This window comes from Heliomicrobium sulfidophilum, assembly GCF_057715735.1.
This window is the reverse complement of the sequence record NZ_JBVTZZ010000001.1, coordinates 40,108-54,718: the sequence shown is the minus strand read 5'-3', so window position 1 is coordinate 54,718 and position 14,611 is coordinate 40,108. Positions and strand designations below refer to the sequence as shown.

The 14,611-nt window shown below is 61.7% G+C and carries 15 protein-coding genes; all 15 read right to left on the bottom strand.

Going from position 1 to position 14,611, the window contains the following annotated elements:
• Positions 1-12 precede the first annotated feature (12 nt).
• Entirely contained in the window at positions 13-1,026 is a 1,014-nt protein-coding gene (locus AC0CW1_RS00270; RefSeq protein WP_488181147.1) for a phosphotransferase, read from the bottom strand.
• Positions 1,027-1,265: 239 nt separating this feature from the next.
• Positions 1,266-2,339: an acyl-CoA dehydratase activase gene (locus tag AC0CW1_RS00265; RefSeq protein ID WP_488181146.1), complete on the bottom strand. Its 1,074-nt coding sequence runs from the start codon at positions 2,337-2,339 to the stop codon at positions 1,266-1,268.
• Positions 2,336-3,433, bottom strand: coding sequence for a CoA protein activase (locus AC0CW1_RS00260; protein ID WP_488181145.1), 1,098 nt, complete (start codon positions 3,431-3,433; stop codon positions 2,336-2,338). Before AC0CW1_RS00260 ends, AC0CW1_RS00265 begins: the two co-directional genes overlap by 4 nt.
• 39 nt (positions 3,434-3,472) lie before the next feature.
• Positions 3,473-4,579 carry an acyl-CoA dehydratase activase-related protein gene (locus tag AC0CW1_RS00255; protein ID WP_488181144.1) on the bottom strand — a complete coding sequence of 369 codons (1,107 nt, stop codon included), beginning with the start codon at positions 4,577-4,579 and terminating at the stop codon, positions 3,473-3,475.
• Complete coding sequence (locus tag AC0CW1_RS00250; protein WP_488181143.1) at positions 4,576-6,438, bottom strand: spore germination protein; 1,863 nt, start codon at positions 6,436-6,438, stop codon at positions 4,576-4,578. Before AC0CW1_RS00250 ends, AC0CW1_RS00255 begins: the two co-directional genes overlap by 4 nt.
• Positions 6,439-7,029: a stage V sporulation protein SpoVABEA gene (spoVAEA, locus tag AC0CW1_RS00245; RefSeq protein ID WP_488181142.1), complete on the bottom strand. Its 591-nt coding sequence runs from the start codon at positions 7,027-7,029 to the stop codon at positions 6,439-6,441.
• A gap of 43 nt (positions 7,030-7,072) precedes the next feature.
• Positions 7,073-7,246 carry a hypothetical protein gene (locus AC0CW1_RS00240; RefSeq protein WP_488181141.1) on the bottom strand — a complete coding sequence of 58 codons (174 nt, stop codon included), beginning with the start codon at positions 7,244-7,246 and terminating at the stop codon, positions 7,073-7,075.
• Between the two features lie 84 nt (positions 7,247-7,330).
• A complete protein-coding gene (sigF, locus tag AC0CW1_RS00235; RefSeq protein WP_488181140.1) occupies positions 7,331-8,125 on the bottom strand; it encodes an RNA polymerase sporulation sigma factor SigF in 795 nt (264 codons plus the stop codon).
• A 13-nt stretch (positions 8,126-8,138) separates the two neighbouring features.
• Complete coding sequence (gene spoIIAB, locus AC0CW1_RS00230; protein WP_488181139.1) at positions 8,139-8,579, bottom strand: anti-sigma F factor; 441 nt, start codon at positions 8,577-8,579, stop codon at positions 8,139-8,141.
• Positions 8,576-8,932 carry an anti-sigma F factor antagonist gene (gene spoIIAA, locus AC0CW1_RS00225; RefSeq protein ID WP_488181138.1) on the bottom strand — a complete coding sequence of 119 codons (357 nt, stop codon included), beginning with the start codon at positions 8,930-8,932 and terminating at the stop codon, positions 8,576-8,578. Before spoIIAA ends, spoIIAB begins: the two co-directional genes overlap by 4 nt.
• Positions 8,933-9,088: 156 nt before the next feature.
• Entirely contained in the window at positions 9,089-10,249 is a 1,161-nt protein-coding gene (locus tag AC0CW1_RS00220) for a D-alanyl-D-alanine carboxypeptidase family protein (RefSeq protein WP_488181137.1), read from the bottom strand.
• A 65-nt stretch (positions 10,250-10,314) separates the two neighbouring features.
• Positions 10,315-10,854 carry a hypothetical protein gene (locus AC0CW1_RS00215; protein WP_488181136.1) on the bottom strand — a complete coding sequence of 180 codons (540 nt, stop codon included), beginning with the start codon at positions 10,852-10,854 and terminating at the stop codon, positions 10,315-10,317.
• A gap of 92 nt (positions 10,855-10,946) precedes the next feature.
• Positions 10,947-12,359: a thymidine phosphorylase gene (locus AC0CW1_RS00210; RefSeq protein ID WP_488181135.1), complete on the bottom strand. Its 1,413-nt coding sequence runs from the start codon at positions 12,357-12,359 to the stop codon at positions 10,947-10,949.
• On the bottom strand, positions 12,346-13,524 hold the full coding sequence (locus tag AC0CW1_RS00205) for a phosphopentomutase (RefSeq protein ID WP_488181134.1): 1,179 nt from the start codon (positions 13,522-13,524) through the stop codon (positions 12,346-12,348). The genes AC0CW1_RS00210 and AC0CW1_RS00205 overlap by 14 nt, the downstream gene beginning before the upstream one ends.
• On the bottom strand, positions 13,521-14,438 hold the full coding sequence (gene xerD / locus AC0CW1_RS00200; RefSeq protein ID WP_488181133.1) for a site-specific tyrosine recombinase XerD: 918 nt from the start codon (positions 14,436-14,438) through the stop codon (positions 13,521-13,523). Before xerD ends, AC0CW1_RS00205 begins: the two co-directional genes overlap by 4 nt.
• Positions 14,439-14,611 lie beyond the last annotated feature (173 nt).

Sequence of the window (14,611 nt, the reverse complement as noted above, 5' to 3'; positions counted from 1 at the left end):
CACCTCCGTCGTTCAGGTATTGGCAGTCAAGTGTTCTGCCAGAGCAACCGCAAAAGCCTGCCGCCCCGCGTCCCCGGCAATCTCCCTATCAAGTCCTTCCGGCGACAGCCGTTCTCCGCCGGCCCGGTAATGACCGGCCACCATCGACCAGAAGCGCTGCGGAAACTCCAGCAGACCGAGCAGCACTTCCCGCTCCCCTGCTCCCAGGTCTCGTTTTTCTTGGTAGGCGTCGAGGATCTGTATCCCCGTCTCCACATCCCAATGGCCGCGCGCGTCAACGGCTCGACGCAAAAACTGGGCCAGTTCCACCGCCGGCAGGTCTGGCGCGCAGCCATCCCAACCAGTGACCGCCAGCCGGCTTCCTTCGAGACGAAGGTTACCCTCCCGCCAGCCGCGATGACAGACCGTCCAACCAAGGCCGCCTGGGGGCTTCACCATCGCATCGGCAACACGGCGCAGGGAACGTGCGGCTTTTTGTTCAAATTCCGGCCCCCACTCTTTCAACAATGCGTCGACCTCGCTGGGTTGGCGCTTCATTTGCGCCAGCTGCCGGTACCAGAGCAAGGCCTCCCGGCGTTCCGCCAAGGTCTTCAGCCATCGGCCCGCCGTGGCGGCGTCTTTTTCCGCTCCACCGGAAAATCCGGCTCCGCACCGGTGGATGGAAGCCAATGTCCGGGCCGCCTGCCGCAGGTCGTCCTCTCGCTGAAAGTCAGCGCTTCGGCCTGGCAGCCAGTCGGTGAGGACATAGGTATAGGGACCCCGCTGCGCATAGGGACGGCCATCGCGGGTGCGGATGAACCGGCTGGCGCGCCGGAAACCGCGTTCCGCCAGGTGCTCCAGCATGGCATGGGTCTCGGCCACCCGATCGGCTTTTTCCTCATGCCGGTAAAAGGCCTTGATGCCCCGGTTGGTTTCCAGACGCCAGTACTCCCCCTGCCGATCGGCCGCAGTCACTGAATAGGGGTACTCTTGCAGGGCGTCCATGTCCCATTTGGACAATTTCAGGCGATCCTGCCCGTCTCGCATGATCATCTCCCCTTTCCGGAGTGCCGGAGCCAGGATTGATGCCATAGTATGCGGGTGGGCCTGATAGTGTGAAAAAATAAAAACCCCAAGTTCCTGATTAAGTAACTCGGGGTAGTGCTTATTCAACTTTGTCTACTGCCTGTTGCAAGCAGTTTCGTGCCTACGCCGACATTAATTGGATCATATTCGGTGAACAAGGTGGTGAAGGCCGGTCGCAACTTAGCCTTGAAAATTCACCCCTACTGAAGCTCAGCTGCGGCCTCGACAGGGCGCTCCCTGTGAATGGCGACCAAGGAGTTCTCCCATTTGCCGCAGCGGTCGCCCCAGCGGGCGATGGGCCGTTCCGACTCAACGATTTCGATGACCTCGCAAAGGTTCGGGCAGTCGCCGCATTCCCAGGAGCCGGCCCGCACATCCTCGCTGGCCATGGCAAAGCCTTTGAACCGCGTCAAGCCGCCGGCGCGGTGGACCGCCTCCCGGGCGAGCAGCGCTGCGCCGACAGCGCCCATGACTTTGTGTTGTTCCGGCACGACCACGGGATGGCCGAGGGCTTTTTCAAAGGCCCGCTTCATGCCCGAGTTGGCAGCCACGCCGCCCTGAAAGACAATGGGCGGTTCGAGGGCTTTGCCCTTGCCGAGGTTGTTGAGGAAGTTGCGCACCAGGGCTTCGCAGAGGCCGGCGATGATGTCCGGCAAGGCGTGGCCCATCTGCTGCTTGTGGATCATATCCGATTCGGCGAAGACGGAGCAGCGGCCGGCGATGCGCACGGGGTGAGCCGCCGTCTCCGCCAGCGCGCCGAACTCTTCGATGGGCAGTTGCAGACGAGACGCCTGCTGGTCGAGAAAAGAGCCGGTCCCGGCCGCGCAGACGGTGTTCATGGCAAAATCGGTTACGACGCCGTCGCGGAGCAGGATCAGCTTCGAATCCTGACCGCCGATCTCCAGGATCGTACGGACGCCGGGAACGAGTTGACCGGCGGCGACGGCGTGGGCGGTGATCTCGTTTTTCACCACATCAGCGCCCAGGATCACCGAAGCGAGGGTGCGAGCTGAGCCGGTCGTCCCGACGCCGCCGATCTGCTCATCATCGTAGCGGCGGGCCAGATCGGCCAGTCCTTTTTGGATCATTTCGAGGGGACGCCCCTGGGTGCGCAGGTAATGGGCTTCGCGCACCTCGCCCTTTCCATCGATTAGGACCAGGTTCGTCGATACGGAACCGACATCGACGCCGAGGTAGTATCGATCGCCAGCGCTTTGCCGTTGGGTGCTTTGCCGCTGGGTGTCTTGCCGCTGGTTATTTTGCTTCTGGGTCATCTTGCCGCCTGCTCCTTCCTGTGCTTGCGCCGCTCCAACATATCCACGAAGGCCTCCAGCCGGGTCATCAACCCGGCTTCGCCCGTCTGCTCGTCCACATAGATGGTCAAGATGGGGATGTCGTAGTCTTTCTCCACCCGAGGGAGGACGGACTGGGCCACGATCTCGGGCATACAGGTGAGCGGCCCGATCTGGATCACCCCGTCAAAGCCTTCCTGGGCATACTCGATGGCGCCGCCGACCGATTCCTGGCCGTGACCGCCGACAGCGCAACTCAGATAGGGCGCCGCCAGCTTGCGCGTCCGGCGGTGGCCTTTGACGGGAAGCAGTCCTTTGAAGAGGTGTTCATTGACCCATTCGCTCAGGTAGAGGGAACGGCTGACCTCGACGCCGAGGCGCCCCAGTTGTTTCTCCATGTAACCGTTCGAATATGGCTCTAGGACGGTGAAGATCTCGCCGACAATGCCGATTCGGACCGGTCGCAGCGCCTGATCGAGGGGTAGAGCGGCCATGCGGCGCAAACAATCGTCCCGGCGTTCCCGGACCGCTTTCACTGAATCAGCGGCGTCGATGGCGTCGCGCCCCATCTGGCAAAGTCGGTCCACATCGCCGCGGTTCAATTCTCGGCAGCGAAGGCGAGAGGCCTGCCGCTCCAGGTCGTCGAGGGCCTGGCACTTGACGAAGGCGAAACGGACCGCCTTGATCACACGCCACCAGGAGTGGGCGCCGGTGAGGACTTTAATCCGGTTGAGCAGTTCGCCGATATGGTTGTCCGGCGGCTCTAGTACGACCATGCGCAGGTCGATCCCCATGTCAGCCAGGATCTCCCGTTGCACCTGGTTGTAGTAACCGAAACGGCAGGGACCGATCCCTCCGGCCATGACGACCGTGTCAGCCCCGCGCTCCGCCGCTTCGATGAAGTTACCGATGTTGATCTTCAGGGGCAGGCAAGCCGATTCCGGCGCATACCGGACCCCCAACGAGAGGGTGCGTTTCGTGATCGGCGGCGGGGGGATGACTTCCAGGTCCAGTTCCTCCAGCAGCGCTTTTACGACGATGGACATGTTGCCCATGTGGGGGAAGGTGATTTTCATTCGGTGATCCCTCTATGCCTTGGTTTTTCTTCGAGTCGCTTACCCCTCCGCCGCCGATGCCGCCTCCGCCGTCTGCCGGCGACGGGCCACCAGGTCGATAAAAGCCTCCAACCGCGTAACCACGCCGGCTTCCCCGGTATGCTCGTCCACGGTCAGCAACAGGTAGGGCACATTACCAAGCCGGCGGGCGTGCCGTTCGACCATCTCGCCAACAAGGCTGTCCGGTCCGCAACCGAAGGCGGCCACGTAGATCAGGCCGTCAATAGGGCCCTTCAACAGGTGCAGGGAGCCGCCGAGCATCTTCTGTCCGAAAGACCAGAACAACCGCTTCGGCAGGTGGCTCGTGGCCAGGCGGGTTTTTTCCTCCGTCACAGCCATGGGCGTCACCACCCGGATGCCGCGCGACTTCAGTTTTTGGAGCAGGTTCATGCTGCTAAAAGGATCGAAGATCTGGTAAGAGTGGCCGGCGACGGCGATGCGCGGTTCGTCGCCGGTCATCGGTTCCCGGTGCCGCAATGGCAGCCGGGGCAAGAGGCCGCCCGGTTCAAGGACACGGCCGGACTTTTCCCAGCGCGCTAAGGCCGTGGGCGGATACTCGCCCTGGAGCATCCGCGTTTCGAAATCATCCTGGGCTTTGCTGGCCACTTTGAAGGCCTCCCGGGCGCGGTTGCGGGAAAAATTCAACTTCCCCGCCGCTTCGATCAAGGCCTTTTCCCACCCCCCGCCGGAGAGGCGGGTGTTCACATCGACGATCAACAGCGGCGGATAACCGCCATCTAGGGCGGACGCCCCCCGGATCATATCGGGCAAACCCAAAAACTTCGGACAGAGGTAGGTTTTCGGCTGGACGCTGATCATCCGGGGCGCGAAGACATGGTCCGCTTTTCCGAACAGGGCCTTCACATGGCCGTAGTACATCTTGACGGGCAGGCAGGCCTCGTCAACGGAGGCGCGGACGCCCTGGTCGAGGAGCGCTTTGTTGGTGGGCGGCGACAGAAGGACGGCGCAACCCAAAGCCTCGAAAAAGGCCCGCCACAGCGGAAGGTATTCGTAATAACCGAGCGCTCTGGGGATGCCGATGATCGGCGGCCGCTCGACCTCCGCCGCCTTGGGCGAACGCATCGTTAATACCGAGGTGATCTTCACCGTCTGGCTCCTCCCACTTTCGACGTAAACCAACTCCACAGCCCGCGCCGGTGCTTGCGCCATCGTAAAGGCTCGCGGAGGCCGGCATGGTCCGGTTCCCCTACAAAATCTGTTTCTCCGAACAGTCCCCCGGCATGGCGACCGTCATTTGGATCCTGGTCGACGTGGCCGCCACGCCCCAGGCGGTGACGCCCGGGACCGCCCTGACTGCCATGACCGTCGCCAAGGCTCTCCGCCCCACTTCGGTCCTGCGCCGGACCTTTTTCGCCCACACTCCCGTATTCCGCCTTGCCGGCCACCGCCTTGCCAGAGGTAGCGCCGCCAGCCGATCCGGCGTAGGGATCAGGGAGCCGGTCCGGGTCAATCGGATCGAGCAGTTGCGGCCGGAGCCGCTTGGCCGGAACAGGCGCCCGCAGGAGGGCGACGGGGATCATCTTGGTGTTGGTCGGCGCCAAGGGCCAGAAGTAAGGCCGGCCGAAAGACTTCGTCCGCATGACAAGAGCCAGAAAAGCGGCGATGCCTACGAAGAACCCAGGCAGACCGAAAAAGGCGATCATCACAATCAGAAAAAGGCGCACCAACCGGTTCGCCTGTCCCAACTCATAGGAGGGGGTGGCAAAGGTGCCCACCGCCGCCACAGCCAAGTACAGGATGATCTCCGGGTTGAACAGTCCCACTTTGATGGCGACTTCGCCGATCATGAAAGCGGCGATCAAGCCGAGGGCCGTCGCCAACGGTGATGGCGTGTGGACAGCTGCCATGCGCAACATGTCCAAACCGACTTCGGCGATCAGGACCTGGCCCACGATGGGCACGCTTCCCATCTCCTTCGGCCCGATAAAGGCCAGCCATGGCGGAAGCAGCGCTGGATTGATGGCGTACATCAACCAGAGGGGCAGGACGAAGATGGACGCGAAAATGGCGGCGTAGCGGACCATCCGCAGAAAGATACCCACCGGCGGATTCTGCCGGTATTCCTCGGCATGTTCCAAGTGGTGAAAGACCGTGACTGGCGCGATCATCACCGACGGCGACGTGTCAACGAGCACCAGCACATGCCCCTCAAAGAGGTGCATAGCCGCCACGTCGGGGCGCTCCGTGTAGCGCACCCGGGGAAAGGGGTTCCAGTCGCCCTGGGTAAGAAACTCCTCTAAAGTTTTTTCAGCCATGGGCAACCCGTCGATGTCGACGGCGTTGATCCGGTCGGTGATCTCCTGAACAAGGGCGGGATTGGCGATGTCCTCAATGTAGGCAACAGCCACGTCTGTCTGCGACCGCCGTCCCACCTGCAATAGCTTGAAGCGCAGGCGCGGGTCGCGGACGCGGCGGCGGATCAGGGCGGTGTTCGTCACGATCGTCTCGGTGAAACCGTCGCGGCTGCCCCGGACGACCCGCTCGATGTCCGGTTCTTGCGGCTGCCGCCCCGGCATCTGGCGGGCTTCGACGACGATGGCCTTTTTTTCCCCGTCGAAAAGGAAGGCAACCCGCCCCGAGAGGATATGGTAGTAGACCTGCCGGAGCTTCACCTCCGTCGTGACCTGCAAGTAAAAGAGATGGTGGTCCATCAGGCGGTCGATGTCGAAGCCGCCCTTTTCCTTCGTCTCATGTTCAAAGGCGTCGAGAGACTTCATGATCTGGAGCAGGTCCAGGTCCTTCGTAAACCCGTTGACATAATACATGGCAGCCTTGCGGCCGGCGATCTCCATCTCCCGGCAGGCGATGTCAAAGCCGACGTTGACGCCGAGCTCGGAATTCATCTGGAGGATGTTCGTCTTTAAATCGGTGACCAGTTCTTCCTCGGAAAGGACCGTCTGCCGCAGTTCCTTTTTCGTCTGCTCCTGCTTCTTCTCTGTGCTCATTCAATCGACTCCATTGTTCCCGGCCCGCCGCAGGATCTCCAGCAGGGCCTGAGTGGTGATGGGCGCGCCGCGCCGGATGTGATCAGCGCCTTGCATCTTCCCCGTGTCGCCAGTGCCGATGATCACCGGGATGGACAGTTGGGTCAGCGTCTCCACCGTATCCCCTTCCAGGTAGCGGTTGCCCGGCGCCTCCGGGTAGCCGTTCTTGTCGACCGGTCCGTCGATCAGGCGGCCATAGCGATCGATGGACTGCTCGACAACGATCCCATCAGCGCCCATCGTATTGGAGGCCACCGCCACAGCGCCGATCAACTGGATCCGCTCGTCGCGGCTAATCTCCCAGAGGGCCTGTTCTCCCTTGCCCATCCCAATAGTGCCCCGGTCATCGACCATGACCACCACCGGGTCGTGCGGCGTCGACAGGATCATCTGAACCAACTTTTTGCCGGTCACCGGTGTCGGGTTGCCCGCCGATAAGGAGATGCACCGTCCGCCGATACGCCTTGTCGCTGATTCCACGGCTTTCCGGGCGACCGTGTCGCCGTCGGTGATGACGATGACCCGTCGTTTCTTCGCTGTTCCCGCCGGCATGCGTCACACCTCCCCGGCTAGTATGAATCATTTTCGCCGCTTTTTATGCGTAAAAAAAAGACCTGCCGGGTGTCCCGGTCAAGTCCCTCTTTCCCAAGACAAGGGTCGCTTCTTTGGGAGGCTGCTCGCCCCGCCAGGTCCACCAAGCGCCCACTCCGCCGAGCAGCGCCAACAGCAGGATGCCGACGATCCAGACGCGTTTCCGGAGAGCGTTCACGGGCTTTCACCACCTAGGGCGTTTGCTGCTTCGGCCTCTATCCGCACTGCCTTCTCGTTTCTAGCCTTTCCCTTTCCCTGCCGCTTATGCCCCGTCTTCATGGGGCGGCGTTTGACTCAGCATGTGGCGGATCTTTTTCAGCGCCGCCCGTTCAATGCGGGAGATCTGCACCTGCGACAACCCCACCAGAGAAGCCACCTCGGTCTGGGTTTTATCCTGGAAAAAGCGCATCTCCAGGATCTCCCGCTCCCGCGCCGCCAGCCGGGACAAGACGTCTTTCAAGGCCAGGTGATCAAACCAGGCGCTTTCCTCGGTCCCCACCGAGGCGAGCTGGTCCAACAAAAAGATGGGATCGCCGTCATCCTGGTAGAGGGTCTCATGGATGGACGTGGGGAGTTGCACCGCCTCGAGCGCTTCCACCACATCCTCTACGGGCATGTTCATCGCGCCGGCGATCTCCTGCACTGTCGGTTCCCGTCCCAAAGAGCCGTTCAACTCCTGCCGGATCCGGTGGATACGCTGGGCTACCTCCTTATAGGAACGGCTCACCTTCACCGGGCTGTCGTCACGGAGAAAACGCCGGATCTCGCCGACGATCATGGGGACGGCGTAGGTGCTGAAGCGCACGTTGTAGGACAGGTCAAACTTGTCGATGGCCTTGATCAGCCCGATGACGCCGATCTGAAAGAGATCCTCCAACTCATAGCCCCGGTGCTGGAAGCGCTGCACCAGGTTAAAGACGAGACGCAGGTTGCACTGGATCAGCCGTTCCCGCGCGTCAGCATCGCCCTCCTTGGCCAGTTTGAGCAGCCGTGTCGTCTCTTCCTCGCCAAGGAGAGGGAAACGGGGGAGGTTCATCTCCGAAAGCCGCTGATTCATGGCGCCCCCCGCCTCACTGCACGGCCTGCATCGCCTGGCGGCAGGCCTTGTACATGCGCACCCGCGTCCCACGGCCCACCTGGGAGTCCACATCCACTTTGTCCATAAAGGATTGCATGAAGACAAAGCCCATGCCCATTCGGTCGCCAAGCGTCGAATAGGCCGGTTGCATCGCCTGGGTCACATCGACGATCCCACGCCCGTAATCCTCCACGATCACCTCAAGTCCTTCCGGTTGGGCCGTGATCGTCAGGTAAACCAAACCGTTGGGGCGGTTCTGGTACCCATGCAAGATGGCGTTGGAAACGGCTTCCGACACGGCCACTTTCGCGTCGTCAAGATCGGTGAGGGTAAAGTCCATCCCGGCCAGCATGGTGGCGACGATCACCCGGGCCAGGGCGATGTTTTCGGGAATGCTCGGAAATTCCAGTTTCACCTGATTTTTTGTCTTCACCCTGTCTTCCCTCCTTCCAGCGCCCGTAGCGCTTCCACCTCGTTGGCATATCCCTCCATCAGCTTGTACATGCCTGAAAGCTCGATGATGCGATGGACCGAGCGATTAGCAGCAACCAAGGCCACCTTGCCGCCCTGCGCCTTTACTCGCTTGTAGCGGCCCAGGATGAAACCGATGCCGGAACTGTCGATAAACTCGACGCCGCGCAAATTAAAGACGAGGTGTTTGGCCTTTTGACGCTCGATCTCCTTGTCGAGGCGCGGCCGCAGCGCCTCGGCGACGCACAGGTCGATCTCACCCTGGAGGCGCACCACCAGCGCATTGCCGTTGCGGTCTATATCCAAATCCACCATGGTTCACCGCCTTCTTGGAAGTTCATTGCCATGTACTTCGACACTCGCTTGGAAATTCCTTCCTGGTATAGAAAGTCCCTTTGAACAAGCAAAGCGGCGAATGTACTTGATTGACGTACATCGCCGCTTCTTTCTCCCATATCGAGGCGTAATTTGTTACCGGATCCCGTACATGGCCTGCCAGATCTTTGTCAGTTCCATCGCGATGGTGCCCCGGGGCACCTCCTCCTTGGCGACGAGATCGATGCGGCTCACTTCCTGGCCGTTCTGCAGGATGATCAGGTCACCCAGTTTCTGACCCTGGGCGATGGGCGCCGTGGCATAAGGCTCGATCTCCAGGCGCGACTCAATGCCCTTCTCTTTTCCCCGTTCCACCACCAGGCCCGGTTTGCCCTGCGCGACGACCTGGACCCGTTCTTTGCGCCCTTTGCCGACGGCGACCTCACCCAAAGGTTCGCCCGGCTTGGCGACCGCCTTGAAGGTATAGCGGGAAAAACCGTAGTTGTAGAGCTTCATCGACTCCTTGAAGTGGCCCCGGATCTCGGGAACGCCGAAGACGGAGGCGATCAGCCGAAGGTTGTCTTTTTCCACCGTCGAGACGAGGCAGTACTTGGCCTCGCTTGTCCAGCCGGTCTTAAAGCCATCCGTTCCCGGATACCACCAGAGTAGGCGGTTATGGTTGTCCAACTGCATCGGTTTAGGGCTGTTCTCGCGGATCTTGTAGTGCTTGATGGCGACGAATTGCATCAGCGTCGGGTGTTTCAAGGCCTCCCGGGCGATGACGGCCATGTCGTGGGCTGAGGTGTAGTGGTTCTCCACGGGCAGACCGTGGGGGTTCGCAAAATGAGTGTCCTTCAGGCCGAGCGATTCGGCCTTTTTGTTCATCTCTTCCACATAGGCCTCATAGGAGCCGCTGACGTGCTCGGCCACAGCCACACAAGCGTCATTGGCCGAATGGACGGCGATGGCGATCAGCAGGTCGCGCAAGACCATCTCTTCGCCCGGTTCCAGATAGATCTGGGAGCCGCCCATCTCGAAAGCCCGCTGGCTGGTGACCACCTTGTCTTCCAGGCTGGCCTTGCCCTGTTCGATCGCTTCAAAAGCGACGAGCAAAGTCATCAGCTTGGTCACACTGGCCGGCGCCACCCGCTTATGGGAGTTCTTTTCAAAGAGGATGGCCCCTGTGGCGGGATCCATCAGCACCGCCGAATCCGCCTGGGTCTCGAGGGGCGGCGCCGCCCAGGCCTGCACCGGGATCAGGGACGCCAGGAAAAAGAAAACCATGACCAACGAAAGGCGGAACGTCGAACGCTTCAATATCCTTCCCCCTCTGAATAATCCGTCTGCTCTTCAGACTTCATTATCTCCAGGGGGCAAAGGGGTCATTCCGTTCCATCGGGACAGTAGAGGTAGCGTCGACCGAAACCGGCCCGGTTGTCGGTGATCCAAACTTCACGGGCCGTAAACCGGTAGAGTTCGTTTTTTTTCAGTTCCAACAACAGCCGGGGCTCGCGGAGGAAACGGCCAAAGAAGGAAAAGCGCGCCCCGAAGGCGGCTGTAGCCCAGGAACGCTCTTTCCAATCGCTCACCATGACCAGCGTTCCCGCCATCTGGAGCCCCCGGATCTCGCTGTAATCGTCAGGCTCGTTGAAAATGGCCGCCGCCGCCGCCACAGGCGCCTCGCCGGTCGCCTCTGCCCCGCCGATCGTCACCGCCTTACCGCTAACCGCCGCTCCATGACGGGACGAGGGGCTGGAAAAAAAGTAGAACTGAAAATCGCGGGAGACATAGTAGACCGGCGCCAGCCAGGGGTCTTTTGCCGGTTCCCCTGACATGACGGCGACGGCCATCGCCTTATGCTCATCCACAATGGCTTCCGCCAGGCGCTGCAAGTCCGCCGTGGCCGGTTCTTGTCGTTTCATCGGTCGCTCGCTTTCATCTTCCTCAAAACCATCCACTATGTTCACAATATCCTTGCTTCATGAACTTCGAAGCAATTTCATGACTGGCGGTTTCAGCCTTCCGGGCGCACCTCACCCAGGATCAGCGAAAGAGACGCGACAGCCCCTTTCTCCGGATCCCCACCGGAACCGATGGTGTAAGCATCTCTCATTGCCTGCACAGCCGCTTCCCAGCGCCTGTCGTTGGCAAAGACCTCCGCCAGCACATCGCCGGCTTCGACGGTGTCTCCAAGTCGCCGGTGCACGACAACGCCCACGGCCGAATCGATGGGATCCCCTTTCTGTTGCCGCCCTGCGCCGAGCAGCGCCGCCGCGCGGCCGACGGCCATGGCGTCAAGGGCGGTGACCAGGCCCGCGCGATCGGCCCGGATCGGTTGCCGGATCGACGCCTGGGGCAACAAGGTCTCCGGCATGTCGACCACCCGGCTGTCGCCACCCTGGGCTTCAATGAAGCGGCGAAAGCGCTCCAAGGCCGCACCGGATGTAAGGGTTTTTTCAGCCAGGCAGAGCCCCGCCTCGACAGAGTCGACCTTGCCGGCCATCCAGGCCAACCGGGCCGCCAGTTCCACCGTCACCTTGCGCAGGTCCGCCGAGACGGGACCGAAGCCGCATTCGTCACGGTTGGCCAGGATCGCTATCGCTTCGGCGACCTCCAGGGCGTTGCCGACAGCATTGCCGAGGGGCTGCTCCATCGCCGTGAGCAAAGCCGCCGTGCGACGCCCGAGCCGGCTGCCAATGGCGACCATGGCCTGGGCCAGTGCCATCGCATCGTCCAGGTTTTTCATGAAGGCCCCGCGGCCCACCTTCACATCGAGCAGGATGGCATCGGCGCCGGCGGCCAGTTTTTTGCTCATCACGCTAGAGGCGATCAACGGGATCGATTCAACGGTAGCCGTCACGTCCCGGAGGGCGTAGAGCTTCTTGTCGGCTGGCACGAGATCGGCCGTCTGACCGGCCACAGCGACACCGATCTCCTTGACCTGGGCCAAGAAACGCTCGCGGCTCAGATCGATGGAAAGACCAGGGATGCTCTCGAGCTTATCCAGCGTCCCCCCCGTATGCCCCAAGCCGCGCCCGGACATCTTGGCCACAGGGATCCCCATGGCCGCCACGAGCGGCGCCAGGATCAGTGTCGTCGTATCGCCGACCCCACCCGTGCTGTGCTTGTCTACTTTGATACCGGGAATCGGCGACAGGTCGATCGTCTCTCCCGAGGTGACCATCGCCTCTGTCAAAGCGGCCGTTTCCTTGGCCGTCATCCCTCGCAGGAAGACAGCCATCGCCCAGGCCGCCGCCTGATCATCACCAACCCGATCGTCAGAAACCTGATCCCCAGCCGACCTGTTGCCCGGCGCCTGGTCGCCGCCCCCTTTGTCCCTGGCGAAGTTGTGGATAAAAAAGCGGATCTCTTCCGCCGTCAATTCGCCGCCATCCCGTTTTTTGGCGATGATGTCATAGACGCGCATGGCACACCTCCTCGATCACCTGCCCGACGCCGAGCTGCGGCAGGCCGAGCCAGGCCAGGACCGTTTCGCCCACATCGGCAAAGGTGGAGCGGCTCCCCACGTTGACGCCGGCCGGAACCTGCTGGCCTGTCAACAGCAGGGGCACGTATTCGCGGGAGTGGTCTGTCGAAGCAGTTGTCGGATCACAGCCATGGTCAGCCGTCAGGATCAGGAAATCATCAGGCTGCAACGCCGCCATAATCTCCGGCAGGCGGGCGTCAAATTCCTCCAGCGCCAGGGCATAGCCTTTTGGGTCGTTGCGGTGGCCGTAGAGCATATCGAAATCGACCAGGTTGGTCATGATCAGCCCCTGTTCCACTTCCCGCAGGTAGTCGAGGGTGCGATCCACCCCTTCCATGTTGGAGCGGGTCGACACATGGCGCGTAATCCCCTGGGCGGCATAGATATCGAAGATTTTGCCAACAGCGGCCACCTCCTGACCGGCCTCCCGGATGACGTCAAAGACGAGCCGGCCAGGCGGCTTCAGCGAGTAGTCGTGACGGTTCGTCGTCCGCCGGAAGGCGGTCGGCACGCCGACAAAGGGGCGGGCGATGACACGGCCCACCGCATGGTCGCCTTGCAGGATATCGCGGGCGATCTGGCAGTAGCGGTACAACTCCTCCAGGGGAATGACCTCTTCATGGGCGGCGATCTGAAAGACCGAATCGGCGGACGTATAGACGATGGGCGCGCCGGTGGCCATATGCTCCTCGCCCAGCCGCTCGATGATCTCCGTCCCCGAGGCCGCCACGTTGCCAAGGGTGCTACGACCGATGGCCATCTCAAAGGCGCCGATCACCTCCGGCGGGAACCCGTCGGGATAGACGGGAAAAGGTTTGTCCAGGACGACGCCGGCCAGTTCCCAGTGACCGGTCGTTGTGTCCTTGCCCGGCGCCCGTTCCGCCATCTTGCCGAACGCCCCGGCCGGCTGCGCCACCGGTGCCACGCCGTCGATGGCGTCGATGTTGCCCAGACCAAGCCTGGCGAGTTGCGGCAACCGCAAACCGCCCACTGCCCGGGCGATATTGGCCAGGGTGTGGCTGCCCTTGTCGCCGTAGCGGTCGGCGTCCGGTAGTTCGCCGATGCCGACGCTGTCCAGGACGATGAGAATGACGCGCTTTTTCATCGCTGTTCCCCCTCTTTCGCTTTCATCGCCAACCGCGCCCGCGGGTGGCTGCGGTCGTAGACCTCGCGCAAACGTCCCGTCGTCAGGTGGGTGTAGATCTGGGTTGTCGACACATCGGCGTGGCCGAGCATCTCCTGGACCGCCCGCAGATCGGCCCCGTTCGATAAGAGGTGGGTGGCGAAGGAATGGCGCAGCGTATGGGGCGTGACCTCCTTCGTGATCGCCGCCTCCGCCGCGTACGCCTTGAGGATCTTCCAAAAGCCCTGCCGGGTCAGTGGCTTGCCGCGCTGATTCAAAAACAGGTGCTTTTCCCCCGGATGTCGCGTTAGTGTCCCGCGCGTCCGGGCGACGTATTCTTCAATGGCCTTGGCTGCGAGGCCGCCCAGCGGGACGATCCGCTCCTTCATCCCCTTGCCGACCACCCGCACCAGCCCCAGATCGATGCGGACCTGATCGATCGTCAGGTCGACAAGTTCACTGACCCGCAGACCGCAGGCATACATCGTTTCCAACATGGCCCGATCGCGCAAACCGACGATCGTCCGGGGCGGCGCCTGCAATAGCGCCGTCACTTCTTCCACGTTCAGCACATCCGGCAAGGGGCGCTGCAATCGAGGACCGTCGATCAGTTCCGTCGGATCCGCCTGGCTGATGCCCTCGTCGAGCAAAAAACCGAAATAACCCTTGATCGCCGCTAATCGTCGCGCCCGCGTCGCCGCTGACAAACCGCGCCGGTGGGTGTGGTAGAGATAGTCCTGGAGATCGGACCGGGCCACAGCCGCCGGATCGCCAATCCCCCGTTCCGCCAGAAAGGCGGCCAGATCAGCCAGGTCGCGCCGGTAAGCCTCGATGGTGTTTTCCGACAGACCCCGTTCCACCGCCAGGTGGGCGAGAAAAGCCTCGCCATGGCGCATCGCCCTCAACCCCTTTGGCGATATTTTCGACTTTCTGCCGGTTCTTTCCTCCAAAGGTCTCAGGCCAACCTATAAGAGTAACGCTGAGAATTATAAGAAATAGAAAAACCGGGCCCCTTTACGAGTCCCGGTAAAAAGGATTTTTCAATTCCTCATTAAAGATGGTCTTCGTT

Excerpts from the sequence above, each read along its gene's own strand:
- AC0CW1_RS00270 (WP_488181147.1), bottom strand. The coding sequence starts at position 1,026 with ATGCGAGACGGGCAGGATCGCCTGAAATTGTCCAAATGGGACATGGAC.
- AC0CW1_RS00265 (WP_488181146.1), bottom strand. The coding sequence starts at position 2,339 with ATGACCCAGAAGCAAAATAACCAGCGGCAAGACACCCAGCGGCAAAGC.
- AC0CW1_RS00260 (WP_488181145.1), bottom strand. The coding sequence starts at position 3,433 with ATGAAAATCACCTTCCCCCACATGGGCAACATGTCCATCGTCGTAAAA.
- AC0CW1_RS00250 (WP_488181143.1), bottom strand. The coding sequence starts at position 6,438 with ATGAGCACAGAGAAGAAGCAGGAGCAGACGAAAAAGGAACTGCGGCAG.
- spoVAEA (WP_488181142.1), bottom strand. The coding sequence starts at position 7,029 with ATGCCGGCGGGAACAGCGAAGAAACGACGGGTCATCGTCATCACCGAC.
- sigF (WP_488181140.1), bottom strand. The coding sequence starts at position 8,125 with ATGAATCAGCGGCTTTCGGAGATGAACCTCCCCCGTTTCCCTCTCCTT.
- spoIIAA (WP_488181138.1), bottom strand. The coding sequence starts at position 8,932 with ATGGTGGATTTGGATATAGACCGCAACGGCAATGCGCTGGTGGTGCGC.
- AC0CW1_RS00215 (WP_488181136.1), bottom strand. The coding sequence starts at position 10,854 with ATGAAACGACAAGAACCGGCCACGGCGGACTTGCAGCGCCTGGCGGAA.
- AC0CW1_RS00210 (WP_488181135.1), bottom strand. The coding sequence starts at position 12,359 with ATGCGCGTCTATGACATCATCGCCAAAAAACGGGATGGCGGCGAATTG.
- AC0CW1_RS00205 (WP_488181134.1), bottom strand. The coding sequence starts at position 13,524 with ATGAAAAAGCGCGTCATTCTCATCGTCCTGGACAGCGTCGGCATCGGC.
- xerD (WP_488181133.1), bottom strand. The coding sequence starts at position 14,438 with ATGCGCCATGGCGAGGCTTTTCTCGCCCACCTGGCGGTGGAACGGGGT.